Genomic DNA, 22837 nt, shown 5'->3' with positions numbered 1-22837 from the left:
CCACGCTAACGAACTCCGCCGGGCACCTCCACACGGGCCTTCTCCAAGTGCACCAGTTCGTGGTTGTTCTCCGGCGTCCGGTGCGTCTCCCGGTACCCGTTCTTGGCGTACAACGCCAGCGGCCCAACGCTCTTCGACCCGGTGAACAGCCGGAACACCGTCACCGCAGGCGGGGCCGCCGACTCCGCGAACCGCAGCAGCGTCCCGCCCAGCCCTGCCCCTTGCCGGTCCGGCGCGACGACCAGCCGCCCGATCACGCCCACCGAGCCGGTCACGGTCAACCGCACCGACGCGACCAGCCGGCCCGCCTCGCGGATGCCCCACGAGAGGCCCGCGAGCGCCGCCCGCGTCTCGTCCAACGTCTCCAGCAGCGGCGGCAGATCCCAGTCGTCGTGTGCCCGAGCCTCTGTCACGTACGCCGCCCGCTGCAGCGTCAGCACTTCGCCCGCGTCGGCGGGACCCAGCCGGTTCACCGGACGCGGATGCCCCAGCTGCCCGACCACGACGACGCCGGCTCCAGCTCGATCAGGTCCGTGCCCGTGTTGAGCGCGTCCGCCGGGCAGGTCATCGGCTCGATCGCCACCGCGCGGCCGCGGCCGACCAGGTCGTCCGGGGTGAACACCTGCGCCCAGCGGAAGTCCGGGCCGGTCCACACGACCAGCTGCTGCTCCTCGTGTGACAGCACGAAGTGGTGCTCGCCATCCGAGGCCGCCGACAGCGCGCCGAACGCCGTGTCCAGGTTGACGCCTGCCAGCACCCGCCCGGCGCGGAAGTCGTACTCCGTGCCCGCGACGTCCTGCTCCGGCGCGTACGGCATCTGCTCGTCACCGAGGTACGGGCGCACCCGGCTCGCCGGCAGCGTCAAGGTCAGCTCGTCGGTCGGGACGTCGCCGATCCGGAAGTACGGGTGCGTGCCGACGCCGACGCCGATCGGCTGCTCGCCCTCGTTGCGGATCTCGTGCGTGACGATCAGCTCGCGCGGCGCGACCTCGTACGTCACGGTCGCGCGCAGCGGCACCGGCCAGCCCGGCTGCACTTCGACGTCCACAGCCAGGGTGATCGACGACTCGGCGTGCTCCAGCAGCTCCCACTCGAGGTGGCGGGTCAGGCCGTGGATCGCGTTCCCGCGCGCCTCCTCGGTGATCTCGAGCTGCTGCTCCTCACCCTGGAACGTCCACTTGCCGGCCTTGGTCCGGTTCGGCCAGGGCAGCAGCACCTGCCCGGCGCCCTTCGGCGGCTTCGCGTCTTCGGGGAACTCCTCGACGTACGGCACTCCGCCGACTTCGAACGCGCGCAGGCCCGCACCGATTTCGGTGACGACGGCGCGCGCGTTGCCGCGGGTGATCTCGAACTGCTGACCGGTCGGGTTGCCCATGCGGACGACCTTACCGATCCAGAATCTAATTAGACCGGTCGTCATAGTTTGAGTTACAGTCGGCGCCATGGTCCGTCGCACCGACACGCGGCAGCGGATGCTCGACACCGCCGCCGACCTGTTCCAGACCCAGGGCTACCACGCCACCGGCCTCACCCAGCTGACGACGGCGGGCGGCGCGCCGAAGGGGTCGCTCTACTTCCACTTCCCCGGCGGCAAGGAGCAGCTCGCCGCCGAAGCCGTCCGGCTGTCGGGCGAACGCACCGGTGCACTGCTCGAAGCGGTCCTCCGGGATGCGCCCGACGCGCCGACCGCGATCGACCGGGCCGTCGAAGCACTGGCGACCTTCCTGTCCGAATCGGACTTCCAGCGCGGGTGTCCACTCGCGACGGTCGCGCTGGACGCCGCCGCGGAGAGCGAACCGATCCGCGAAGCCTGTGCCGACGGCTATTCGTCGTGGCACGAGATCCTGCGTGAATACCTTGCCGGGAAACAGATCTCGGCGGAGCGCGCGGACGAGCTGGCCACCGTCGTGCTCGCCGCGATCGAAGGCGGGCTGCTGCTGGCCCGCACCCGCCGCGACCTCGCACCGCTGCGGGCCGTCGCCACCCACCTGCACACGACCCTCGACCGGGAGTTCTCCTGATGCGCGTCCACCACCTGAACTGCGGCACGATGCGGCCGCTCGGCGGCAAGCTGATCGACGGCCGGCCGGGCCTGTTCCGGCGCGCCACCATGGTCTGCCACTGCCTGCTACTGGAGACCGGCGCCGGTCTCGTGCTCGTCGAGACCGGCATGGGCACGCCCGCCGCCGTCGACCGGACCGCCTGGCTGGGTGCGGGTTTCGTCCGCCAGTCCAACCCGGTCGCCGACCCGGCGCAGACGGCGATCGCCCAGATCCGCGCGCTCGGGTTCGACCCGGCGGACGTCCGCGACATCGTCCTGACCCACCTCGACCTCGACCACGCCGGCGGGCTGATCGACTTCCCGTGGGCCCGCGTGCACGTCTACGCCGAAGAGCTGCGGGCGTTCACCGAACCGCGTGACGCCGCCGAACGCGGCCGCTACCGCCGGATCCAGTTCGCGCACGGTCCACAGTGGACGTCCTATGCGGACACCGGCGAGCCGTGGTTCGGTTTCGAGGCCGTCCGCTCACTGCGGGGCCTGCCGGAGGACATCCTGCTGGTTCCGTTGTCCGGGCACACGCGCGGGCACGCCGGGGTCGCCGTCGACACCGGGGCCGGCTGGCTGCTCAACGCGGGTGACTCGTTCTTCTTCCACGGCCAGGTCGCGGCCGACCCGCACTGCCCGCCGGGCCTGAAGTGGTTCGAGGGCCACATGGAGACGGTCAAGCGCGCCAGGCTGGACAATCACCGCCGCCTCCGCCAGCTTGTTCAGGAGCACGGCGACGAGGTGTCCGTCTTCGCCGCGCACGACGAGACCGAGTTCGTCCGCCTAAGCGCCAGGAGCAGGGTATGAGGGTGCACCACCTGAACTGCGGATCGATGCGCCCGGTGGGTGGCAAGCTGCTCGACGGCGAGCCCGGCCTGCTGCGGCGCTCGGAGCTGGTGGCCCACTGCCTGCTGATCGAGACCGGCGACAGCCTGGTGCTGGTCGACACCGGGTTCGGCACGCAGGGCGTGGCCCGGCCGGGCGAGTGGCTCGGCCGGCCGTTCCTGGCGATGGTCGGCGCGAAGCCGGCGGCCGCCGAAACGGCCGTCGCACAGATCAAGGCGCTCGGCCTGGACCCGGCCGACGTCCGGCACATCGTGATGACGCACCTCGACGTCGACCACGCGGGCGGGCTGGCGGACTTCCCGAACGCCGTCGTGCACGTCCGTGCGGAGGAGCACCGCGGGGCGACGTCGCCGGCGAACGCGGCGGAGAAGAACCGCTACCGCGCGGCGCAGTTCGCGCACCGCCCGCTGTGGAGCACGTACGACGAGCTGGGCGAGCCGTGGTTCGGTTTCGAGTCGGTCCGCTCGCTCAAAGGCCTGCCGGAGGAGATCCTGCTGGTCCCGCTGACGGGCCACACGCGCGGCCACACGGGCGTGGCGGTCGACACGGGCGAGGGCTGGCTCCTGCACGCCGGCGACGCGTACTTCTTCCACGGCCAGCTGGACCCGATCGCGCCGCACTGCCCACCGGGGCTGACGGCGTTCCAGAACATCGTCCAGACACTGCGCGGGCCGAGGCTCGAGAACCTGGCGCGGCTGCACGAACTGGCGCGGGACCACCAGGACGAGGTCCGGGTGTTCTCCGCGCACAGCCCCGTCGAGCTGGCGGCGTTGCGGCGTTAGCTCGCTTCGAGGGCCGTCTTCAGCAGCGGCGCCATCTGCTCCGGCGTCATCTTGGCCGGGCCGGTGTAGTTGACCAGCACCGGCGTGCCCGACACCAGCTCGGCCGAGGCGAGCGTCGCCGTCTTCTGCTCGTCGACGTAGTAGACGGCGCCGTCCGGGAAGCCGGCGACGTCCTGCGCGCCGGCCTTCGCCTTCTTGATGGACGCGACCATGTCGGCCGGCTTCGCCTGGCGGCCCTCGTAGCGCGTCACCGCGAGCGCGCCCGCGGCCTTGCCGTTCAGCTGGTACTCGCAGCTGCGAGCCTTGCCTCCGTTGGCCGCGTTGTCCTGCACCGGGCCCGCGACCGCCTGGAGGTTGTCCAGGAACAGGGCCTTCGACACGGCGGCGGCGGGCAGCAGCTTGCACGGATCGAGCGAGGCCGCGGCCGCGTTGGAGCTCGGCTTCGGCGCTTCGCTCGGCTTCGAGGACGACGGCGCCTTCGACGGCTCGTCGCCCGAGGAGCAGGCGGTCAGCGCGGCACAAGCAACCAGGACGACGGCGAGAGTACGCATATCGGGCACCCTAGTCCGATCGGCCTACGCCGTGGGTGCCCGGTACCGCCAGAACGCCGGGAGCAGGAACATCGACGCGCACACGCACACGATCACCAGCACGCCGCCGACGGACGCGGCGGCCGCGGTGCCGAACGCGGCCGCGCCCCAGCCGTGCACGAGGTCGGCGACCCGCGGGCCGCCGGCGACCACGACCGTGAAGACGCCCTGGAGCCGGCCGCGCATCTCGTCGGTGGTCGCGACCTGCAGGATCGCCATCCGGTAGACGGCGCTGACCATGTCCGCGGCGCCGGCGAGCGCCATGAAGACGACGGCGAGCCACAGCGAGTGCGCGAGCCCGAACGCGGCCACCGCGGCACCCCACGCGCAGATCGCCACGACGACCGCGACACCCTGGCGCGGGATGCGCGTCAGCCAGCCGGAGAAGAGGCCGATCAGCATGGCGCCGGCGGGCAGGGCGGCGTAGAGCCAGCCGAGCGCGGGGCCGCCGCCGGGTGGGTCGCCGAAAGTGCGTTCGGCCATCTCGGGGATCAGCGCGCGCGGCATGCCGAAGACCATCGCGATGATGTCGGCGACGAACGAGGCCAGCAGCACCTTCTTGGTGGCGAGGTACTTGAAGCCGTCGATGACGTCGCTGACGCCGGCGCGGCGCGAGGGGCCGTTGAGCGGCGGGATGGCCGGCAGCCGCCAGACGGCGACGAGCGTGATGGTGAGGGCGACGACGTCGATCAGGTAGAGGGTGGAGAGGCCGAGGACGGGGATGAGAGCGCCGGCGAGCAGCGGCCCGAAGACGGCGCCGAAGGTGGACATCGTCGAGCTGAGCGCGTTGGCCGACGGCAGCAGTTCGTCCGGCACGAGCCGCGCGACGACGGCGCCGCGGGTGGGCATGTTGATCGCGAAGAGCGCCTGGTTGACGGCGAGCAGCCCGAGCACGAGCCAGACGGAGCCGAAGTTCAGGAAGGCCTGCAGCCAGAGCAGGGCGGAGGTGACGGCGACGAGGACGTTGGTGACGACGAGCAGCTTCCGCCGGTCGACGGCATCGGCGACGGCCCCGCCCCAGAGCCCGAAGATGAGCAGCGGAACGAGGGCGACGAGCCCGGTGAGGCCGACGTAGGCGGAGGACCCGGTGAGGTCGAAGACCTGCTTCGGCACGGCGACGGCGGTCAGCTGGGTCCCGACGGCGGTGACCACAGTGGACAGCCAGAGCCGCCGGAAGGCGGGGATCTTGAGTGGCCGGGTATCGACGATGATGCGGCCGAGGAGGCTACGCACGCGGCCCGACCGGGACGGCAGGGTCTCGGGCTCAGAGGTCACAACGGATGAGTTTAGCTCGGCTAACTATCTCGGGTCGCGTGATTTCCATCGCCTGGGGTTCCGGGGGTGGGCGGCCTGGGATTTTCGGGGAGCGCTTTCGGGCGAACGGTTCTCGGGGCGCGCTCCCCCGCCGGGCGGCTACTGGACTACGCGGTGCCGGGTGGGCGATTCCCGCGGTGGGGTTCTCGCCAGCCGGTCCCCGGTGTTGCGGCTCCCGCCGAGCGGTCCCCACCCCCGGGACTCCCATCAACCGGCTCCCGAGGTTGCGATCCCCGCCGAGCGATTCCCAGGGCGAGGTCCCACCAACCGGCTCCCCAGGACCATGAGCGACCCTGTGCGAGGTCTCGCCAACGGGCTCTCGTGCCCGCGATCCCGGCTGGGCGATCCCCACCGCAAGGTCCCCACCAAGCGGCTCCCGGGCCCGCGGCCACCGCCGAGCGGTCCCTCCGCCGCGCCGGCCGAGCGGCCGGTTGTGGCGCCCCGGCCGAGCAGTCCCGGCCGAGCAGAGCCGCCCAGGCCGAGCAGCCCCGCCAAGCAGAGCCCGCCCAGGCCGAGCAGTCCCGGCCGAGCAAAGCCCGCCCAGGCCGCGCAGCCCCACCGAGCAGCGCCCGCCCAGGCCGAGCAGCCCCGCCGAGCAGAGCCCGCCCTCCCTGGGGGAGCCCCCGCTTTCAGCGTATCCGCCCCACCCGACAGAAAGCCGGGAAAGCGCAGGTCAACCCACCATCCATCCACATCACGGACCACCTGTGGACAACCGCGCAGGCCCCCAGCCGAAGGCCCAAAAGAAGCCGCGGCCGTGACGTGGTCACCCACATCACGGCCGCGGCCACAAGCCAAACTCAAGGAGCGACGCGCTCGATGTTCCACCCGTCGTCGTTGCGCACGTAGCGCAGCCGGTCGTGCATCCGGTCCTCGCGGCCCTGCCAAAACTCGACCAAGTCCGGCCGGATCCGCCAGCCGCCCCAGTGCGGCGGGGCCGGGATCTGCTCGACGTCCGCGAACCGGCGCTCGATCCCGTTCAGCGCGTTGTCCAGCGCCCGCCGGCCGTCGACCACCCGGGACTGCGGCGATGCCCACGCCCCCAGCTGTGATCCGCGCGGCCGCTGGGCCCAGTACTCCGCCGTCTCCTTGACGCCGACCTTCTCGACCTCGCCGCGCACGTGGACCTGGCGGTGCAGCGCGTACCAGGGGAACGTCACCGACGCGTACCGCGTCGCCGTCAGGTCGTGGCTCTTCTCCGACGTGTAGTTCGTGTAGAACACCACGCCTCGCTGGTCGAGGCCCTTGCACAGCACCGTCCGGGACGACGGCCTGCCTTCGGCGTCCGCCGTCGCCAGCACCATCGCGTTCGGTTCGGCGATCCCGGCGCCGACGGCCTGGTTCAGCCAGCCCTGCAGCTGATCGGTCCACGTGGCCGCCAAGGCGGACTCGTCGAACGCCGCGCCGTCGTACGCGACCCGCATTCCGGGCAGGCGAACTACGGCGTCTTCCACGTGGTCCTCGATCCTCGGCGTCATCGCCAAACCTCCACGCCCGGTCGGGGCATCAGTCGACTTCGGCTCTAGGCACGTTAGGGCCTTCCGAGCTGCGGCGGAACCCACTGAACGGTGACACCCGCCACGACCTCGGCGTAACCGCTGGACAACAGGCCGTAACCCGCGCGTTACCCGCTGGACCAGGATCGATACAGGACACACCTACCTTCGGCCCGTTCCCCATCACCCCGGAGGCAGGCATGACCGAGACCCTGTCGAACGCCGAAGAAACCGCGAAGCGCCGCTACGCCCCACTCGCGGCCAACGAAAACCGCGAGGACTACTCACTGCGCTTCGCCGCTCATTCATTCCGGAAATGGTCACCGTTCGTGGTCGCGACGACGGCGCTGGGCGGCATCGCCTACCTCGCCGACTTCGCGATCGGCGCCAGCATCGTCCTCTCCTACGGCTTCACCTCGGGCGTCCTGGCGATCCTCGCCGCGGCCGTCGTCATCTTCGTGACCGGCGTGCCCATCGCCGCCGCCTGCGCGAAGTCCGGAGTGGACATGGACCTGCTGACCCGCGGAGCCGGCTTCGGCTACTTCGGGTCGACGCTGACGTCGCTCGTCTACGCGAGCTTCACCGTCATCTTCTTCTCGCTCGAAGGCTCGATCATGGGCCAGGCGTTCGAGCTCGCCCTCGGCATCCCGCTGCCGATCGGCTACCTGCTGGCGACGCTCATCGTGCTGCCCTTCGCGCTCTACGGCATGGGCGCGGTCGCGAAGATGCAGACCTGGACGCAGCCGCTGTGGATCGCCGGCCTGGTGCTGCCGTTCGTCGTCGTGCTGGTCCGCGAGCCCGGCAAGTTCGCCGAGTTCGCGCACTTCGGCGGCACCGAAGGCGCGGGCTCCGGGTTCTCCGCGATCGGGTTCGGCCTCGGCATGGGCGTCGCCCTGTCACTGATCGGGCAGATCGGCGAACAGGCGGACTACCTGCGGTTCATGCCCGAGAAGACGGCGGAGAACAAGCGGTCGTGGTGGGCCGCGGTGCTCGCCGCCGGCCCCGGGTGGGTGATCCTCGGCGCCGCGAAGCAGATCGGCGGCGCGCTGCTGGCGTTCCTCGCGCTCGGCGTCGTCGGGAAGACGCACGCGCTCGAGCCGATCGCGCCGTACCTGGAAGCGGTGAAGCCGGCACTGGGCCCGGTGGCGCTGACGTTCGCCGCGCTGTTCGTCGTCGTCTCGCAGATCAAGATCAACACGACGAACGCGTACTCGGGCTCGCTGTCGTTCGCGAACTTCTTCTCCCGCGTGCTGCACAAGCACCCCGGCCGCGTCTGGTACGTGCTGGTCAACTGCGGGATCGCGCTCGCGCTGATGGAGTTCGGCGCGTTCGGCTTCCTGAACAAGATCCTCGGCTTCTACTCGAACGTCGCGATCGCGTGGATCGGCGCCGTCTGCGCGGACCTGGTGATCGCGAAGCCGCTCGGCCTGTCGCCGCGCTACATCGAGTTCAAGCGGGCCTACCTGCACAAGATCAACCCGGTCGGGTTCGGCTCGATGCTGGTCGCGTCGGCGGTCTCGATCGTGGCGTACTTCGGGGCGTTCGGGGAGTTCCTGGCCGCGTTCAGCCCGTTGCTCGCGCTGGTCATCGCGATCGTGCTGGTGCCGACGCTGGCCGTCGCGACGAAGGGGAAGTACTACCTGGCGCGGGAGAACACGGTCATGACCACGGGAGCCGATCCGCGCGCGACGCACACCTGCTCGGTCTGCGGCGACCCGTACGAGCTGCCGGACGTCGCCGACTGCGCGAAGCAGGGCGGCCCGATCTGCTCGCTGTGCTGCACGCTCGACAACACCTGTCACGACGTGTGCCAGACGGTGGGCCCCGTGTCGCTCGGCTTGCCGGCGGTTCGCGCCACCTAGAGTCCGTGCGGGCCCTTTCCCGGCGTCCGCGGCCGGGAAAGGGCCCTCACGTGAGCCGGCTTCCCCCCGGGTCCCCCTCCCGGCTCGACTGGTTCACGTTCGAACCCCCGCCGGGGTTGCCCGGCAGTTCCAAGATTTTTTCCGGCCGCATGATGGCGGCCAGCATCAGCGCGCGCAGTTCCGCGCCGACGTCCTCCACCGGCAGCGGCGGCTCGTGCGCCTGCCACTCGCGCAGCAGCCCGGTGGCCGCGCCGACCAGCGCGATCGCCGTCAGCCGGTAGTCGCGGTCGGGGGCGACGCCGTGTTCGGCCGCGCGCCGCGCCTCCGTCTCGATGAACGTCGCCCAGCGGTCGACCCATACCTGGTGCTGCTCCTCGAGGTCCGCGCTGACGCCGACGGCTTCGACGTAGTTGAGGCGCGGCAGCCGCGGGTCGACGGTGACCGTGTCGATGAAGACGTCCAGCAGCGTCGCGATGCGGGTCATCGCGTCGGCGTCGGCGACCTTGTCGAGCGCGGCGGTGACGTGGTCGAGGGCGAGGCTGTTGATCCGGTCGTGGAGGGTGCGCAGCACGTCCTCCTTGCCGGTGAACTCCTCGTAGAAGTTCCGCGTCGAGACGCCGGCGCGGCCGCACACCTCGGTGATCTTGGTGTGCCGGAAACCGGCCGAGGTGAACAGCTCGAGGCCGGCCGTGAGCAGCCGCTCGCGGCGATCGGCGCGACGTTGCTCGGGTGCGACGCCGCCGTACGTGCGAGCCACCGGTTGTCTCCTCCTTCTGAGGGATTGCCAGATCCTACCGGGCTGGCTACTTTGTGAAAATCTCGATTACCAAAGAGCCGGAGGCAACGATGCTTCGTCGGTTGCTGGTCGCCGTCACCCTGTTTTTCGCGGTGCTCACCCCCGTCGCGCACGCGGATTCCGGTGTCCTGTTGTCCGCGCGGCCGGTGACCGTGTTCGTCGGCCCGCTCCCGGCGCCGGTCCGGGCGTGGCACCTGCTGTACCGCTCGACATCGGCGACCGGTGCGGCGAACGCCGTCTCCGGAACGCTACTGGTTCCGCCGGCACCGTGGCTGCGCGGCGGTCCGCGTCCGCTGATCACGTACGCGGTGGGGACGCACGGGCTCGGCGACCAGTGCGCGCCTTCCGCGTTGCTGGCGCGCGGCATCGAGAACGAAAGCGCGTTGCTGGCCCAGGCGTTGTCGCAGGGCTGGGCGGTGGTCGTGACGGACTACGAGGGACTCGGCACGCCGGGAACGCACACGTACGCGGTGGGCCAGTCGGAGGGCCGGGCGGTGCTGGACGCGGCGCGCGCGGCCGCTTCGGTGCCGGGCGCGGGGTTGTCGCCGTCCGGCCCGGTGGGCGTGTTCGGCTATTCGCAGGGTGGTCAGGCGGCGGCGTGGGCAGCGGAGCTGCAGCGGTCGTACGCGCCGTCGGTGAACGTGGTCGGGGTGGCGGCGGGCGGCGTCCCGGCGGACCTGAACGCGGTGTTCGCCGCGAACGACGGCGGCGCGGCATTCGGCTTGGTATTAGGCGCGGCAACGGGTTTCGCGGCGGCGTACCCGGACGTTCCGTTCACGTCGATCCTGAACGACCGCGGCCGCGAAGCGGTGGCGCGGGTGTCCCAGGCGTGCACGGTGGAACTGGGCGCGGCGGCGCCGTTCGCGCACTTGCAGGACTTCGTGACGGTGCCGGACCCGATCCACGATCCGCGCTGGCAGGCCCGGCTGGCCGAGAACTACCTGGGGACGACGGCGCCTTCGATGCCGGTGTTCCTGTACCACGCGACGTTGGACGAGCTGATCCCGTTCAGCGTGGGGACGGCGTTGCGCGACCGGTGGCGGTCGGCGGGAGCTGCCGTCACGTGGCAGGAGTTCCCGCTGCTGGAGCACATCGGCGGGGTGTCGGTGGGCGGTCCGGTGGCGATGACCTGGCTGGGCACGAAGTTCTAAAACTGTCGGTGGCCCCCGGTAGCGTGGAAAACGGGGGCTGCTCAGCACGATCCCGCGGCGTGGGGGCCGCGGGATCACCCTGCCAACGGCGCCAGGGCCATGACCGCGTCCGGGGCCAGTGAGGTCGTCAGCGTCCCGCCCGCCGCCAGCGGCGTCCGCGACCACCACTCGCCCGAGGCCGCCGGCAGTTCCGGGCCGCCGACCACCAGGTCCGATGCCAGAACCCGCCGGCCTGCCAGCACCGCCAGGCTCCCGTCCAGCCCCGAGCCGATCGACAACGTCTGACGCAGCACCGGCATCCCGGCTCGTACCACGTCCTGGGTGCTCGTCAGCGAGCCGGGATGCTCCCCGGCCCGCCCCAAGACCAGCACCTCCCGCGTGTGCAGGTACGCGTCCGCGGCCAGCGAAGCCCGGAACACTGCCTCATGACGAGCCCGGGACGTGATCACCGTCGGCTCCGGGAGGTACTCCAGCGATCCACCCTCGGCAACCTCGACGTCTACTGTGGACAATGAAGACTCACCGTGCAGACCGGGCAAAGCCAAAGTCGCTGCCACGCCGGACAGCCGGAGCGAAGCCCCTGGCCCCACCCGCACCGTCAGCAGCAGATCGTCTCCACCCAAGGGGGACGTCGCCGAGTTGACCAAGTGGACCACCGCCGTCGGACCCCGACCCCGGCGGGGGAACAACGTCAACGGTGCCATCGAACGCAGCTCGCGCAGAACCGTGCGCGTGCCGTCGAAGCACGCCGTCAGCCGAGCGTGGGCCTTCACAGCAGGGAACGGACCCAGGCCGCGACGTCGGGGGCGTCCGGCGTGTCCACAAGGGACTGGGTGATCACCGGTAGCGACCCCCGCATCCGGTGCGCGTCCGACGTCATCACCGTCATGTCCGCGTTCACCAGGTGCGCGATGTCGATCTTGTTGATCACCAGCAGGTCCGCCGTCGTGACGCCGGGGCCGCCCTTGCGCGGCACCTTGTCGCCGCCCGCCACGTCCACCACGAAGATCTGGCTGTCGGCCAGGCCGCGGCTGAACACCGCCGTCAGGTTGTCGCCGCCGCTTTCGATGATGACCAGGTCCAGGCCCGGGAACTTCTCCTCCAGGCGCTCGACGGCGTCCAGGTTCGCCGTGATGTCGTCGCGGATCGCCGTGTGCGGACACGCTCCCGTTTGGACCGCTTCGATCCGCGCCGGGTCCAGAACCCCCGCGCGACGCAGGAAGTCCGCGTCCTCGGTCGTGTAGATGTCGTTCGTGACGACCGCGAGGTTCACCTCGTCACCCAACGCGCGGCAGAGGGCGGCGGTCAGCGCCGTCTTGCCCGAACCCACCGGGCCGCCGATGCCGATCCGGTACGCGCGGCCGGCCGTCGGCGCCGCGTCGTAGTGGTCCGGCTCCGACGCCGTCGGGTCGAAGTTGACCTCGTGAAAATGTCCGTGACCGTGCTCAGCTGGCAAAGAGACGCACCTCTTCCTGGTGGTGCCGGGCGTGCGCCTCGGCGAACAAATCCAACGCAGGCGACCCCGGCGACGGCAGCGACGCCGGATCGTCTCCCGCCACCGCGGCCGCCTCCTCCGCCACCGAGCGGAGGTCGAGGCGCGCGACAACGGCGTTGACGGCAAAGGGATCCAGCCCGAGCAGCCGCACCACCGCGCTCGCCGGCCCGCTCACCGACAGGTACGCGACCGCCATAGCGGCGTCGTACGGCGAGCCGCCCGCGACGCCGACCAAAGCCCCCAATATCACCGGATGGTGCGGCCGCGGAGTCTCGGCGAGCAACGCGTCGAGCACCGGCGACGGCCACGAGATCCGGCCGGCCCGGGCGGCGCCGCGCCCCTGAGCCCGGGACGCCTCGCGCTGCGCGAGCGACGGCGTGCGCGCATCCAGCTCACCGTCCAAAAGCGACCAGCTACCGCCAGCGACAGCCGTATGAGCCGAGGCAGCGGCGAAAACGGCCGCCAGGAATCCCGCCGTCCGCAACCGTCCGGAAAGGAACCCCGGCAGATCGCGCACCGAAGTCACCAGCCGCCGCGCGACGACTTCCTCCATCCCGCCACTGTGGACGTGCCCGCCGCCGGGAAAGCGGGAGTCCGCGAGGATCAGCGCCGAGAGGTCCATCAGAACAGGAAGTACCGTTGGGCCATCGGCAGTTCCGTCACCGGCTGCGGCTCGATCAGCTCGCCGTCGACGTGCACCGCGAAGCTGTCCGGCTCGACGCGGACGTCCGGCGTCGCATCGTTGAGCACCATGTCGGCCTTCGTCCGCGCACGCATGTTGGACACGGCGACCAGTGGACGCGTGATACCGAACGTCTCACGCAACGAACTGTCCAAAGCGGACGGCGCGACGAAGTGCAGGCTCAGCGCCGCGCCGATCGACGCCCCGAACATCGGTCGCGCCAGCACCGGCTGCGGCGTCGGGATGGACGCGTTCGCGTCACCCATCGCCGCCCACGCCGGGAACCCGCCCTTCAGCACCACGTGTGGCCGGACGCCGAAGAACTTCGGCTCCCACAGCACCAGGTCCGCGAGCTTGCCGACCTCGACCGAGCCGATCTCGGTCTCCATGCCGTGCGCGATGGCCGGGTTGATCGTGTACTTGGCGACGTACCGCCGCGCGCGCAGGTTGTCGGCCGCGCCGTCGCCGGGCAGCGCGCCGCGGCGGCGCTTCATCACGTGCGCGGTCTGCCACGTCCGGATGATCACCTCGCCGATCCGGCCCATCGCCTGCGAATCCGAGCTCATCATCGAAATCGCGCCCAGGTCGTGCAGCACGTCTTCCGCGGCGATCGTCGACGGCCGGATCCGGCTCTCGGCGAACGCGAGGTCCTCCGGCACCGACGGGTTGAGGTGGTGGCAGACGACCAGCATGTCGAGGTGCTCGTCGAGCGTGTTGGCCGTGTGCGGCCGGGTCGGGTTGGTCGACGACGGCAGCACGTTCGGCAGCGAGACGACCTCGATGATGTCCGGCGCGTGCCCGCCGCCGGCGCCCTCGGTGTGGTACGCGTTGATCGAACGCCCGCCAATGGCATCCACAGTGGACTCCAGGAAGCCGGCCTCGTTCAGCGTGTCGGTGTGGATCGCGACCTGGACACCGGCTTCGTCGGCAACCGTAAGACACGCGTCGATCGCCGCCGGCGTCGTGCCCCAGTCCTCGTGCAGCTTGAACCCGCCCGCGCCGGCCGCGAGCTGCTCGCGCAGGGCCTCGTGCCGGACCGTGTTCCCCTTGCCCAGCAACAGGACGTTGACCGGGTAACCGTCCATCGCGGACAGCATCCGGCCGAGGTTCCACGCGCCGGGCGTGACGGTCGTGGCCTTGGTGCCTTCGTTGGGGCCGGTCCCGCCCCCGACCAAAGTGGTCAGTCCCGCGGCCAGCGCCGTGTCGACGAGCTGCGGGCAGATGAAGTGGACGTGGCAGTCGATGCCGCCCGCGGTGAGGATCTTGCCGTTGCCGGACAGGACTTCCGTCGACGGCCCGATGACCAGGGCCGGGTCGACGCCGTCCATCGTGTCCGGGTTGCCCGCCTTGCCGATGCCGACGATCCGCCCGTCGCGGACGCCGACGTCGGCCTTGACGACACCCCAGTGGTCGAGGATCACCGCGCCGGTGATGACCAGGTCCGGCGCGCCCTCGGCGCGGGTCGCCGTGCCCTGGCCCATCGACTCGCGGATGACCTTGCCGCCGCCGAAGAGCACCTCGTCGCCGGAGCCGCCGGGCCCCATCGAGCGGTCTTCGGTGACCTCGATCAGCAGGTCGGTGTCGGCGAGCCGGATCCGGTCGCCGGTGGTCGGGCCGAACAGCTCGGCGTAGCGCTCGCGGTCGATCTGCGGCATTTCAGAACTCTCCGGAAAATTCGGTCCGCAAGCCCGGAACGCGGCGGGCCCCGGCGAGCGGGACGAGATCGACTTCCCGTTCGACGCCGGGTTCGAACCGCACCGACGTCCCCGCCGGGACGTCCAGCCGGTGACCGCGGGCCAGGTCGCGGTCGAATTCGAGGCCGGGGTTCACCGCGGCGAAGTGGTAGTGCGAGCCGACCTGCACCGGCCGGTCGCCGAGGTTGCGCACGAGCAGCCGGACGCGCGGGCGGCCCGGGTTCAGCTCGGCCGGCTCGTCGCCGGGGATGATCTCGCCAGGGTGCATCCGGCCCTCCTCAGACGATCGGGTCGTGCACGGTGACGAGCTTCGTGCCGTCCGGGAAAGTGGCCTCCACCTGCACGGAGTCCACCATTTCGGGCACGCCGTCCAACACCTGCGCCCGGGAGAGCACGGTCCGGCCACTGGCCACGAGTTCGCTGACCGTGCGCCCGTCGCGGGCCCCTTCGAGGACGTGGTCGGTGATCAGCGCGACCGCTTCCGGGTAGTTCAGCCGGACACCGCGGTCCAGCCGCTTCCGCGCGACGTCGGCCGCCACGTGGACGAGCAGCTTGTCGCGCTCCTGCGGGCTGAGGTGCATCGCACAGGTCTATCACCCGGACCACGCCCTCGCCTGGTTCGGAAACATACCTTTAACCTGGGCTTCGTCACACAGTGTGGTGAAAATTCTCCTGCTGGACGGCCTCGGTGACTGAATCGTTCTCGTAATCGTGACCGAAACCACCGCATCTTTCGATTGCCCCCCGGCGATCGAGGGAGCAAGGTCTATCCATCCGTGCGATGGTGCGCGCTTTCCGTGCGCTATTCCGTCCGCGCGAGCACCACCACCAAGACGGGGAAAAAAGCGCACCGAAAGGTTCCGCGAAACAGTGACTACCTCCACGATCAGCAAGCCACAGCCGTCCGGCCAACCCGACGACGGCTTCCGACCGGGCCTGGAGGGCGTCGTCGCCTTCCACACCGAGATCGCCGAACCCGACCGGGACGGCGGTGCGCTGCGCTACCGCGGCGTCGACATCGAGGACCTCGCCGGCAAGGTGACCTTCGGTGACGTATGGGGCCTCCTCGTCGACGGCCGCTTCGGCCACGGCCTCCCGCCCGCCGAGCCGTTCCCGCTGCCGGTGCACACCGGCGACGTCCGGGTGGACGTCCAGGCCGCGCTGGCCATGCTCGCGCCGATCTGGGGCTACCGCCCGCTGCTCGACATCACCGACGAAGAGGCCCGCGAGCAGCTGGCCCGCGCCTCGGTGATGGCCCTGTCCTACGTCGCCCAGTCGGCGCGCGGCATCGGCCAGCCCGCCGTCCCGCAGACCCGCGTCGACGAGGCTCACTCGATCACCGAGCGGTTCCTGATCCGCTGGCGCGGCGAGCCCGACCCGGCGCACGTCAAGGCGCTCGACGCCTACTGGGTGTCGGCCGCCGAGCACGGCCTCAACGCGTCGACCTTCACCGCCCGCGTCATCGCCTCGACCGGCGCGGACGTCGCGGCGGCCATGTCCGGCGCCATCGGCGCGATGTCGGGCCCGCTGCACGGCGGCGCGCCGGCGCGGGTGCTGCCGATGATCGAAGAGGTGGAGCGCACCGGCGACCCGGCGGGCCTGGTCAAGGGCATCCTCGATCGCAAGGAGCGCCTGATGGGCTTCGGGCACCGCGTCTACCGGGCCGAGGACCCGCGGGCGCGCGTGCTGCGCCGGACGTGCCAGGAGCTGGGCGCGGCCCGCTACGAGGCGGCCGCGGCGCTGGAGCAGGCGGCGCTGAAGGAGCTGCGCGAGCGGCGTCCGGACCACCCGATCGAGACGAACGTCGAGTTCTGGGCCGCGGTCATCCTGGACTTCGCCCAGGTCCCGCCGCACATGATGCCCGCGATGTTCAGCTCGGCGCGCACCGCCGGCTGGGCCGCGCACATCCTGGAGCAGAAGCGCACCGGACGTCTGGTGCGGCCGTCGGCCAAGTACGTCGGCCCGGCGCCCCGCACCCCGGAAGACGTCGAGGGCTGGGAACTGGTCACCAAGCACTGACCGAAGTCCGTGAATGGCACATTGAGGGACGCTAAGTCCCTCAATGTGCCATTCACGGCTTTGGGGCGACCTCGTGGGCGGCGGTGGCGTCGAGCATCGCGGTGAGCTGGTCGACCAGCCACGTGTCCAGGTGCTCGCGCGGGACCGTGCGTTCTTGGAGCCAGGACAGAAGAGCGCCCTCGACTACCGCCGTCCAGCAGCGCAAGGTGAGCGACAACAGCGGCGAGGGATCTTCGACGGCGAGGGCGTCCAGGATCAGGGCCACCGCTCGGTTGCGGACCTCGTCGATCGCCGCGTCCGTTTCGGACGTCGCGATCACCGAACCGCTGCGCAGCAACGCGATGTAGCCCGCGCGGTAGTGGTCGGCGACGTCGATCAGGCCCCGGACAGCCGCGCGTAGACGCGCCTCGGGTGGTCCTTCCTCGAGTCCGGCCAGGCCGTCGATGAGCCCGACGGTGACCGTCCGCAGCGCCTCCACCTGCAGCTCGCGCAGGCTGGAGAAGTACCGGTAGAACAGCGGCCGCGACACCTCGGCGCGCCCGACTATGTCGTCCACCGTGACCAGCTCCGGCGCCCGCGAGCCGAACAGGTCGAGCGCGGCGCGGATCAGGTCGTCGCGGCGGGCCTGCGGCGACATCCGCCGCGGCCGGCTCACGGCGTCAGGTCCAGCTTCGCCGCCGCCCGCAGCAGCCCCGGCGTCAGTCGCGAAAGGACCAATGCGACCTTCGCCTCCGGTGTGGACGGTGCGATCGCGGTGTCCTTCTCCACAGCCCGAAGGATGTCCTTCGCGACACCCTCGGGGCCGAATCCGCGCCGGGCGTACAGCTTCGAGCTTTCCTTCTGACGCCGGCGTTGCTCCTCTTCGGACACCCCGACGAACGTCGTCGTGTTGGTGATGTTCGTCTTGACGATGCCCGGGCACACCGCCGTGACGCCGATGTGGTGCGCGGCCAGCTCCGCCCGCAGGCAGACGCTCAACGTCAGCACCGCGGACTTCGTCGTCGCGTACGCGGTCAGGATCTTCGACGGCAGGTAGGCGGCCGCCGAGGCGAGGTTGACGATCTGGCCGCCCTCGGCGCGTTCGGCGAGCATCGGCGCGAACGCGCGGCAGCCGTGGATGACACCCCAGAGGTTGACGTCGATGACGCGTTCCCAGTCTTCGACGGACGTGTCGAGGAACGGGCCGGACATCCCGATGCCCGCGTTGTTGACGACGATGTCCGGGACGCCGTGGTTCTCGCGCACATCGCGCGCGAAACGGTGCACGGCCTCGCCGTCCGACGAGTCCACTGTGTACTCGGCGACGCCGTGGTCTTCCAGCAGCTTCACGGTTTCCGCAGCGGCCGCAGGATCGATGTCGGTGATGACGACGTCGGCGCCTTCCGCCGCGAAGGCGAGCGCGGTGGCCCGGCCGATGCCGCTGCCGGCGCCGGTCACGACGACCAGCTTGTGCGCGAACCGCCCGGCACCCACCCGCGCCTGGCGCAGCGCCCGGCTCTCGATGCCGGTTTCGGCGTACTCGATCAGCTCGGCGGCGGCCCGCGCGACCACGTCCGGCTTGGCGCGGGTGATCCAGTGCGTCCCGACGACCCGGCGGATCCGCAGGTCGGGCACCCAGCGTGCGACCTCGGTCTGCAGCGGCGTGGTGACGTAGGCGTCGCCGGTCGGCGCGAGCACCTGCACCGGGATGTCGGCGGCGCGCGGGGCGGGCCGCGAGAGCCGGGTGAACATGTTGGCGCGGTACAGCTCGAGGCCGTGCCGGCCGTCGGACTTGTCCGGCGGTGCCGCGTCGGGCTCCATGCGCTGGATCTGCTTGCCCAGCAAACCGGTGCGCCACAACAGGTCCGGGATCAGCGGCACCTGGAACGCGAGGATGTACCACGAGTGCAGGAACTGGCTCAGGGCGTTCTTCAGCCGTTTCGGCGTCGGCCGGGTGAGCTGGGCGCGGAACCAGGCGCCGGCGTGGTCGAGGCTCGGCCCGGAGATCGACGTGTAGGACGCGACCCGGCCACGCAGCCCGTCACCGGTGACGGCGTGCCAGGTCTGGATCGAGCCCCAGTCGTGGGCGACCAGGTGCACCTTCCCGGCCGGCTGCACCGCCTCGACGACCGCGCGCAGGTCGTCGGCCAGCTGGTCCAGCCGGTAGGACGCGCGTCCCGGCGGCTTGTCCGACTGTCCGGCCCCGCGGACGTCGTAGGTGACGACGCGGTGGTCCGCCGTCAGCGACGCGGCCACCCCGCCCCACATCGAGCTGTTGTCGGGGTAGCCGTGCACGAGCACGACCGTGGGCCCGTCTTCCCGGCCGTCGATGGTGACGGAGAGGCGGACACCGTCGCTGGCGGTCACCCACTTGTGAGACATTCTGTCATGTTAGACAAGTTGTCAATAGCCGCGTTCACCCTCACGGCGGTTACGCGTGATCGGAAGTTCAGATTTTCCCTTGTATGACAGCGTTTTCGAGGTTTCCCGTGGAACCAAGCGGCCGCGGCTGACGACTCTGTCCACCGAACGGTGGACACCGGGATTCAGCTGAGCGTTGCTCCCGATCGAGCCGCCGCGCGAGCAGGCTGTGAGCCATGACCACAGCAGTGAGCGTGCGCGGCCTGCGCAAGCAGTACCCCGGTCACCTGGCGGTGGCCGGGCTCGAACTCGACATCGCCCCGGGCGAGGTCTTCTCCCTGCTCGGCCCGAACGGCGCCGGGAAGACCACGACCGTCGAGATCCTCGAAGGCCACCGGCAGCGGACGGCCGGCGAGGTCACCGTGCTCGGCGAGGACCCCGGCAAGGCCGGCCGCGCGTGGCGGTCGAAGATCGGCATCGTCCTGCAGACCGCCAACGACGCCGCCGAGCTGAGCGTCGCCGAGACCGTCCGGCACTTCGCCAAGTACTACCCCGACCCGCGTGACCCCGACGAGGTCATCGAGAAGGTCGGGCTCACCGAGAAGGCCAAGGCGCGGATCAAGTCGCTCTCGGGCGGGCAACGGCGCCGCGTCGACGTCGCGCTCGGCATCATCGGGCGGCCCGAGCTGCTCTTCCTCGACGAGCCGACCACCGGCTTCGACCCCGAGGCCCGCCGGCACTTCTGGACGCTGATCAGCGACCTCGCCGCCGAGGGCACCACCATCCTGCTGACGACCCACTACCTCGACGAGGCCGAGGCGCTCGCCGACCGCGTCGCGGTGATCGCGCGCGGCGAGATCGTCGCGCAGGACACGCCGCAGAACCTGGGCGGCCGGGCCGCGGCCGAGGCGACCGTGCGGTGGACCGACGAACGCGGCGCGCACGTCGAGCGCACCGCGTACCCGACCAAGCTCGTGAACGAGCTCTCTACTGGGGGTAGGGAGCTCGCGGGGCTGACGGTGACCAGGCCGAGCCTGGAGGACATCTACCTGGACCTGATCGGAGACAAGGCATGACCGCTGCGACATCCGGGGCTTCGCCCCAGGCCGGGGGCTCCGCCACCCGGAACCCCCGAAAAGCGGGGGGCGCCCTCCCCGGCCCGCTGTCGCTGGGGCTCGCCCGCGGCGGTACCGAACTGCGGCAGTTCTTCCGGCACAAGGAACAGGTGGTCTTCACCTTCTCCCTGCCCGCCGTCCTGATGATCCTGCTCGGGTCCATCCTGGACGGTCCGACCGCGCTCGCCGGCGTCACGTCCGGGCAGCTCCTCGCCGCCGGGATGATCGGTTCCGGCATCGTCTCGACGTCGTTCAACAGCATCGCGACCGGCGTCTCGGCCGACCGGGAAACCGGGGCGCTCAAACGCCTTCGCGGGACGCCGATGCCCTCGTCGTCCTACTTCATCGGCAAGATGGTGCTGGTCGCGGTGTCCAGCCTGGCGCAGACCGTGCTGATGGTCGCCGTCGCGACGCTGCTGTTCGGGCTGAAGCTGCCCACCGAGGCCGACAAGTGGCTGACGCTGCTCTGGGTGTTCGCGCTGGGGATCGTCTCGTGCACGCTGCTCGGGATCGCGCTCAGCTCGCTCGCCAAGTCCACCACCGGCGCGGTCGCCGTCGTGCAGATGCTGTACCTGGTGCTGCAGTTCATCTCCGGCGTGTTCGTCACGCCGATCACCAACCTGCCGAAGATCATGGTTGACATCGCGTCGTTCTTCCCGCTGAAGTGGATCTGCCAGGGGTTCCGGTCGGTGTTCCTGCCGGACGGCGCGGTCGGAATGGAGATGGCTGGGTCATGGGAACTCCCGCGGGTGGCACTGGTGCTGGGGATCTGGTGCGTGGTGGGCGCGGTGCTGGCGCGGCTGACGTTCCGGTGGACCGACGCGAAGTGAAGGACGCCTGGGACCGGTTCAACTGGCTCTGGGAGATCCTCTTCGCGGTCGCGTACCTGGCCACGACGACGCTGGTGGTACTGGACGAAGCCGATCCGGTGCGCACCGTCGTCGCGGTCGGGGCGCTCACCGCGCTCGCGCTGACCTACCTGCTGTGGGGACGGCGGGTGGTGCGCGACGACGGGCACCTGAAGCAGCGGTGGCTGCTGGCGGTGGTCGTCGTCGCGCTGGTCGCGGTCGCGATGTTCGCGAACACGACGTCCAGCTTCATCCTGTTCATGGTGTGCCCGCTGCTGTTCTCGACGCTCGAGTTCCGCCCGGCCGCGGTGCTCACGTCGGCGGTGATCGTGCTGAGCCCGGTGTCGGCGATCGCCGCGGACGGACTGCAGGGGCCGGCCCTGCACATCCTGCTGCCGATGACCGCGATCCTCGTCGTGTTCGGGATCCTGTCCGGCAAGTTCATCCTGCACGTCATCGAGGAGAGCCGGGCGCGGGCGGACCTGATCGCGAAGCTCGAGGAGAGCCAGGCGGAGGTCGCCCGGCTCTCCCGCGAGGCGGGCACGGCGGCCGAACGCGAGCGGCTCGCACGCGAAATCCACGACACGCTCGCGCAGGGCTTCACCAGCATCGTCACACTCGCCCAGGCGATCGAGTCCGAAGTGGACACCGATCCGGCGGCGGCCCGGCGGCACGCGGAGCTGGCCGCCCGCACGGCGCGGGACAACCTCACCGAGGCCCGGGCGATGGTCGCCGCGCTGGCCCCCGCCGACCTGGCTTCCGGGTCCCTTGTGGACGCCGTCCGCCGGCAGGCCGACCGGCTCGCGGACGAGACGAGCGTGGCCGTCCGGTACGAAGTGGACGATGCCATCCCGGCGATCGGCATGGCGGGCGAAGTGGTCCTGCTGCGGGGCGCGCAGGAAGCCCTGAACAACGTCCGGCGGCACGCGGCCGCGTCGTCGGTCTCGGTGCGGTTGTCCGTTGTGGACGATTCGGTCCGGCTGTCCGTCCGGGACGACGGCGCCGGCTTCGAGCCCGACGGCGTGACCGGCTTCGGCCTGCGCGGCATGCGGTCCCGGGCCGAGCAGGTGGGTGGCACACTGAGCGTCCGGAGTGGCCCGAGCGGCACCGAACTCACCCTGGAGGTGCCGGCTTGATCCGGATCATGCTCGTCGACGACCACCCGGTCGTCCGCGAAGGCCTGCGGGGCATGCTCGAAGCCGAACCCGACCTGACGGTGGTCGGCGAGGCGGGCTCGGGCGACGAAGCCGTCGCGCTCGACCGCGTCGAGCAGCCGGACGTCGTGCTGATGGACCTGCGGATGCCGGGCCTGGACGGCGTCGGCGCGACGAAACGCATCCTGCGTGACCAGCCCGGCCGCCGGATCGTCGTCCTGACGACGTACGAAACGGACGCCGACATCCTGCGCGCGGTCGAAGCGGGCGCGTCGGGCTACCTGCTGAAGGACGCGTCGCGCACGGAGCTGGCGAACGCGATCCGGGCGGCGTCGCGCGGGGAGACGGTGCTGGCGCCGTCGGTGGCCGGGAAGCTGGTCAACCGGGTGCGCAACCCGGAGCCGCAGTCGCTGTCGGCGCGCGAGGTCGAGGTGCTGCGGCTGGTCGCGAAGGGCGGGACGAACGCGGACATCGGCCGCGCCCTGCACATCAGCGAGGCGACGGTGAAGACGCACCTGCTGCGCGTGTTCGGCAAGCTGGGGGTGTCCGACCGGACGGCCGCGGTGACGACGGCGATGGCCCGGAACCTGCTCGGCTGAGCTCGGC

The 22837-nt window shown here is 70.9% G+C and carries 24 protein-coding genes; 10 read left to right on the top strand and 14 right to left on the bottom strand.

Annotated elements, in window-relative coordinates; genetic code table 11:
* Positions 1–5: 5 nt before the first annotated feature.
* Both BLV96_RS40085 and BLV96_RS40080 read right to left on the bottom strand, forming a co-directional pair.
* Positions 6–503: a GNAT family N-acetyltransferase gene (locus BLV96_RS40085; RefSeq protein WP_091390244.1), complete on the bottom strand. Its 498-nt coding sequence runs from the start codon at positions 501–503 to the stop codon at positions 6–8.
* Entirely contained in the window at positions 470–1375 is a 906-nt protein-coding gene (locus tag BLV96_RS40080) for an aldose 1-epimerase family protein (protein ID WP_086685052.1), read from the bottom strand. The genes BLV96_RS40085 and BLV96_RS40080 overlap by 34 nt, the downstream gene beginning before the upstream one ends.
* A 67-nt stretch (positions 1376–1442) precedes the next feature.
* Between BLV96_RS40080 and BLV96_RS40075 the strand changes: the two genes are divergently transcribed.
* The 3 genes from BLV96_RS40075 to BLV96_RS40065 are packed head-to-tail and all read left to right on the top strand — an operon-like array spanning position 1443 to position 3675.
* The gene (locus tag BLV96_RS40075; protein ID WP_086685054.1) at positions 1443–2021 is read left to right on the top strand and encodes a TetR/AcrR family transcriptional regulator; all 579 of its coding nucleotides are present in this window, start codon (positions 1443–1445) and stop codon (positions 2019–2021) included.
* A complete protein-coding gene (locus BLV96_RS40070) occupies positions 2021–2854 on the top strand; it encodes an MBL fold metallo-hydrolase (RefSeq protein WP_086685057.1) in 834 nt (277 codons plus the stop codon). The genes BLV96_RS40075 and BLV96_RS40070 overlap by 1 nt, the downstream gene beginning before the upstream one ends.
* The gene (locus BLV96_RS40065) at positions 2851–3675 is read left to right on the top strand and encodes an MBL fold metallo-hydrolase (RefSeq protein ID WP_086685060.1); all 825 of its coding nucleotides are present in this window, start codon (positions 2851–2853) and stop codon (positions 3673–3675) included. The genes BLV96_RS40070 and BLV96_RS40065 overlap by 4 nt, the downstream gene beginning before the upstream one ends.
* Here the strand turns inward: BLV96_RS40065 and BLV96_RS40060 are convergent.
* The 3 genes from BLV96_RS40060 to pdxH form a co-directional block, all read right to left on the bottom strand.
* Complete coding sequence (locus BLV96_RS40060; protein ID WP_086685063.1) at positions 3672–4226, bottom strand: DUF3558 family protein; 555 nt, start codon at positions 4224–4226, stop codon at positions 3672–3674. The genes BLV96_RS40065 and BLV96_RS40060 overlap by 4 nt on opposite strands.
* A 24-nt stretch (positions 4227–4250) precedes the next feature.
* The gene (locus BLV96_RS40055) at positions 4251–5498 is read right to left on the bottom strand and encodes an MFS transporter (protein ID WP_086685066.1); all 1248 of its coding nucleotides are present in this window, start codon (positions 5496–5498) and stop codon (positions 4251–4253) included.
* An 881-nt stretch (positions 5499–6379) separates the two neighbouring features.
* On the bottom strand, positions 6380–7057 hold the full coding sequence (pdxH, locus tag BLV96_RS40050; RefSeq protein ID WP_086680267.1) for a pyridoxamine 5'-phosphate oxidase: 678 nt from the start codon (positions 7055–7057) through the stop codon (positions 6380–6382).
* A gap of 218 nt (positions 7058–7275) precedes the next feature.
* On the opposite strand from pdxH, the gene BLV96_RS40045 reads away from it, so the two are divergent.
* Positions 7276–8937 carry a purine-cytosine permease family protein gene (locus BLV96_RS40045; protein WP_086680265.1) on the top strand — a complete coding sequence of 554 codons (1662 nt, stop codon included), beginning with the start codon at positions 7276–7278 and terminating at the stop codon, positions 8935–8937.
* A 46-nt stretch (positions 8938–8983) separates the two neighbouring features.
* Here BLV96_RS40045 and BLV96_RS40040 read toward each other — a convergent pair whose 3' ends face one another.
* Positions 8984–9694, bottom strand: coding sequence for a TetR/AcrR family transcriptional regulator (locus BLV96_RS40040; RefSeq protein ID WP_086680263.1), 711 nt, complete (start codon positions 9692–9694; stop codon positions 8984–8986).
* A gap of 89 nt (positions 9695–9783) precedes the next feature.
* On the opposite strand from BLV96_RS40040, the gene BLV96_RS40035 reads away from it, so the two are divergent.
* Positions 9784–10884, top strand: coding sequence for a lipase family protein (locus BLV96_RS40035; protein ID WP_086680261.1), 1101 nt, complete (start codon positions 9784–9786; stop codon positions 10882–10884).
* A gap of 74 nt (positions 10885–10958) precedes the next feature.
* Here BLV96_RS40035 and BLV96_RS40030 read toward each other — a convergent pair whose 3' ends face one another.
* From BLV96_RS40030 to BLV96_RS40005, 6 genes are read right to left on the bottom strand one after another with little or no spacing between them, the layout of a single operon-like run.
* Positions 10959–11657, bottom strand: a complete 699-nt coding sequence (locus tag BLV96_RS40030; protein WP_086680259.1) for an urease accessory protein UreD — start codon at positions 11655–11657, stop codon at positions 10959–10961.
* Positions 11654–12340: an urease accessory protein UreG gene (gene ureG, locus BLV96_RS40025; RefSeq protein ID WP_086680257.1), complete on the bottom strand. Its 687-nt coding sequence runs from the start codon at positions 12338–12340 to the stop codon at positions 11654–11656. The genes BLV96_RS40030 and ureG overlap by 4 nt, the downstream gene beginning before the upstream one ends.
* Complete coding sequence (locus BLV96_RS40020; protein ID WP_086680255.1) at positions 12330–13001, bottom strand: urease accessory protein UreF; 672 nt, start codon at positions 12999–13001, stop codon at positions 12330–12332. Before BLV96_RS40020 ends, ureG begins: the two co-directional genes overlap by 11 nt.
* Positions 13001–14716 carry an urease subunit alpha gene (locus BLV96_RS40015; protein ID WP_086680253.1) on the bottom strand — a complete coding sequence of 572 codons (1716 nt, stop codon included), beginning with the start codon at positions 14714–14716 and terminating at the stop codon, positions 13001–13003. Before BLV96_RS40015 ends, BLV96_RS40020 begins: the two co-directional genes overlap by 1 nt.
* Position 14717: 1 nt before the next feature.
* Positions 14718–15023, bottom strand: a complete 306-nt coding sequence (locus BLV96_RS40010) for an urease subunit beta (RefSeq protein ID WP_086680251.1) — start codon at positions 15021–15023, stop codon at positions 14718–14720.
* A 10-nt stretch (positions 15024–15033) separates the two neighbouring features.
* Positions 15034–15336, bottom strand: a complete 303-nt coding sequence (locus BLV96_RS40005; protein WP_086680249.1) for an urease subunit gamma — start codon at positions 15334–15336, stop codon at positions 15034–15036.
* A gap of 289 nt (positions 15337–15625) precedes the next feature.
* On the opposite strand from BLV96_RS40005, the gene BLV96_RS40000 reads away from it, so the two are divergent.
* The gene (locus BLV96_RS40000) at positions 15626–16774 is read left to right on the top strand and encodes a citrate synthase 2 (RefSeq protein ID WP_086680247.1); all 1149 of its coding nucleotides are present in this window, start codon (positions 15626–15628) and stop codon (positions 16772–16774) included.
* A 52-nt stretch (positions 16775–16826) separates the two neighbouring features.
* On the opposite strand, the gene BLV96_RS39995 is transcribed toward BLV96_RS40000, so the two are convergent.
* Positions 16827–17411 (bottom strand): TetR/AcrR family transcriptional regulator, encoded by a 585-nt coding sequence (locus BLV96_RS39995; RefSeq protein WP_086680245.1) that lies wholly within the window; start codon positions 17409–17411, stop codon positions 16827–16829.
* Positions 17412–17425: 14 nt separating this feature from the next.
* A complete protein-coding gene (locus BLV96_RS39990) occupies positions 17426–19120 on the bottom strand; it encodes an SDR family oxidoreductase (RefSeq protein WP_086680243.1) in 1695 nt (564 codons plus the stop codon).
* Positions 19121–19350: 230 nt separating this feature from the next.
* Between BLV96_RS39990 and BLV96_RS39985 the strand changes: the two genes are divergently transcribed.
* The 4 genes from BLV96_RS39985 to BLV96_RS39970 are packed head-to-tail and all read left to right on the top strand — an operon-like array spanning position 19351 to position 22830.
* A complete protein-coding gene (locus tag BLV96_RS39985; RefSeq protein WP_086680241.1) occupies positions 19351–20190 on the top strand; it encodes an ABC transporter ATP-binding protein in 840 nt (279 codons plus the stop codon).
* Positions 20187–21059: an ABC transporter permease gene (locus tag BLV96_RS39980; RefSeq protein ID WP_244180848.1), complete on the top strand. Its 873-nt coding sequence runs from the start codon at positions 20187–20189 to the stop codon at positions 21057–21059. Before BLV96_RS39985 ends, BLV96_RS39980 begins: the two co-directional genes overlap by 4 nt.
* Complete coding sequence (locus BLV96_RS39975) at positions 21056–22213, top strand: sensor histidine kinase (protein ID WP_086680239.1); 1158 nt, start codon at positions 21056–21058, stop codon at positions 22211–22213. The genes BLV96_RS39980 and BLV96_RS39975 overlap by 4 nt, the downstream gene beginning before the upstream one ends.
* Positions 22210–22830, top strand: coding sequence for a response regulator (locus BLV96_RS39970; RefSeq protein ID WP_086680236.1), 621 nt, complete (start codon positions 22210–22212; stop codon positions 22828–22830). Before BLV96_RS39975 ends, BLV96_RS39970 begins: the two co-directional genes overlap by 4 nt.
* Positions 22831–22837: the final 7 nt, after the last annotated feature.

It is taken from the genome of Amycolatopsis pretoriensis, from assembly GCF_900107925.1.
GTDB classification, from domain to species: Bacteria; Actinomycetota; Actinomycetes; order Mycobacteriales; family Pseudonocardiaceae; genus Amycolatopsis; species Amycolatopsis pretoriensis.
This window is presented reverse-complemented; position numbering and strand designations above follow the sequence as displayed.

Excerpts from the sequence above, each read along its gene's own strand:
- BLV96_RS40080 (WP_086685052.1), bottom strand. The coding sequence starts at position 1,375 with ATGGGCAACCCGACCGGTCAGCAGTTCGAGATCACCCGCGGCAACGCG.
- BLV96_RS40075 (WP_086685054.1), top strand. The coding sequence starts at position 1,443 with ATGGTCCGTCGCACCGACACGCGGCAGCGGATGCTCGACACCGCCGCC.
- BLV96_RS40070 (WP_086685057.1), top strand. The coding sequence starts at position 2,021 with ATGCGCGTCCACCACCTGAACTGCGGCACGATGCGGCCGCTCGGCGGC.
- BLV96_RS40065 (WP_086685060.1), top strand. The coding sequence starts at position 2,851 with ATGAGGGTGCACCACCTGAACTGCGGATCGATGCGCCCGGTGGGTGGC.
- BLV96_RS40060 (WP_086685063.1), bottom strand. The coding sequence starts at position 4,226 with ATGCGTACTCTCGCCGTCGTCCTGGTTGCTTGTGCCGCGCTGACCGCC.
- pdxH (WP_086680267.1), bottom strand. The coding sequence starts at position 7,057 with ATGACGCCGAGGATCGAGGACCACGTGGAAGACGCCGTAGTTCGCCTG.
- BLV96_RS40045 (WP_086680265.1), top strand. The coding sequence starts at position 7,276 with ATGACCGAGACCCTGTCGAACGCCGAAGAAACCGCGAAGCGCCGCTAC.
- BLV96_RS40035 (WP_086680261.1), top strand. The coding sequence starts at position 9,784 with ATGCTTCGTCGGTTGCTGGTCGCCGTCACCCTGTTTTTCGCGGTGCTC.
- BLV96_RS40020 (WP_086680255.1), bottom strand. The coding sequence starts at position 13,001 with ATGGACCTCTCGGCGCTGATCCTCGCGGACTCCCGCTTTCCCGGCGGC.
- BLV96_RS40015 (WP_086680253.1), bottom strand. The coding sequence starts at position 14,716 with ATGCCGCAGATCGACCGCGAGCGCTACGCCGAGCTGTTCGGCCCGACC.
- BLV96_RS40010 (WP_086680251.1), bottom strand. The coding sequence starts at position 15,023 with ATGCACCCTGGCGAGATCATCCCCGGCGACGAGCCGGCCGAGCTGAAC.
- BLV96_RS40005 (WP_086680249.1), bottom strand. The coding sequence starts at position 15,336 with ATGCACCTCAGCCCGCAGGAGCGCGACAAGCTGCTCGTCCACGTGGCG.
- BLV96_RS39995 (WP_086680245.1), bottom strand. The coding sequence starts at position 17,411 with ATGTCGCCGCAGGCCCGCCGCGACGACCTGATCCGCGCCGCGCTCGAC.
- BLV96_RS39985 (WP_086680241.1), top strand. The coding sequence starts at position 19,351 with ATGACCACAGCAGTGAGCGTGCGCGGCCTGCGCAAGCAGTACCCCGGT.
- BLV96_RS39980 (WP_244180848.1), top strand. The coding sequence starts at position 20,187 with ATGACCGCTGCGACATCCGGGGCTTCGCCCCAGGCCGGGGGCTCCGCC.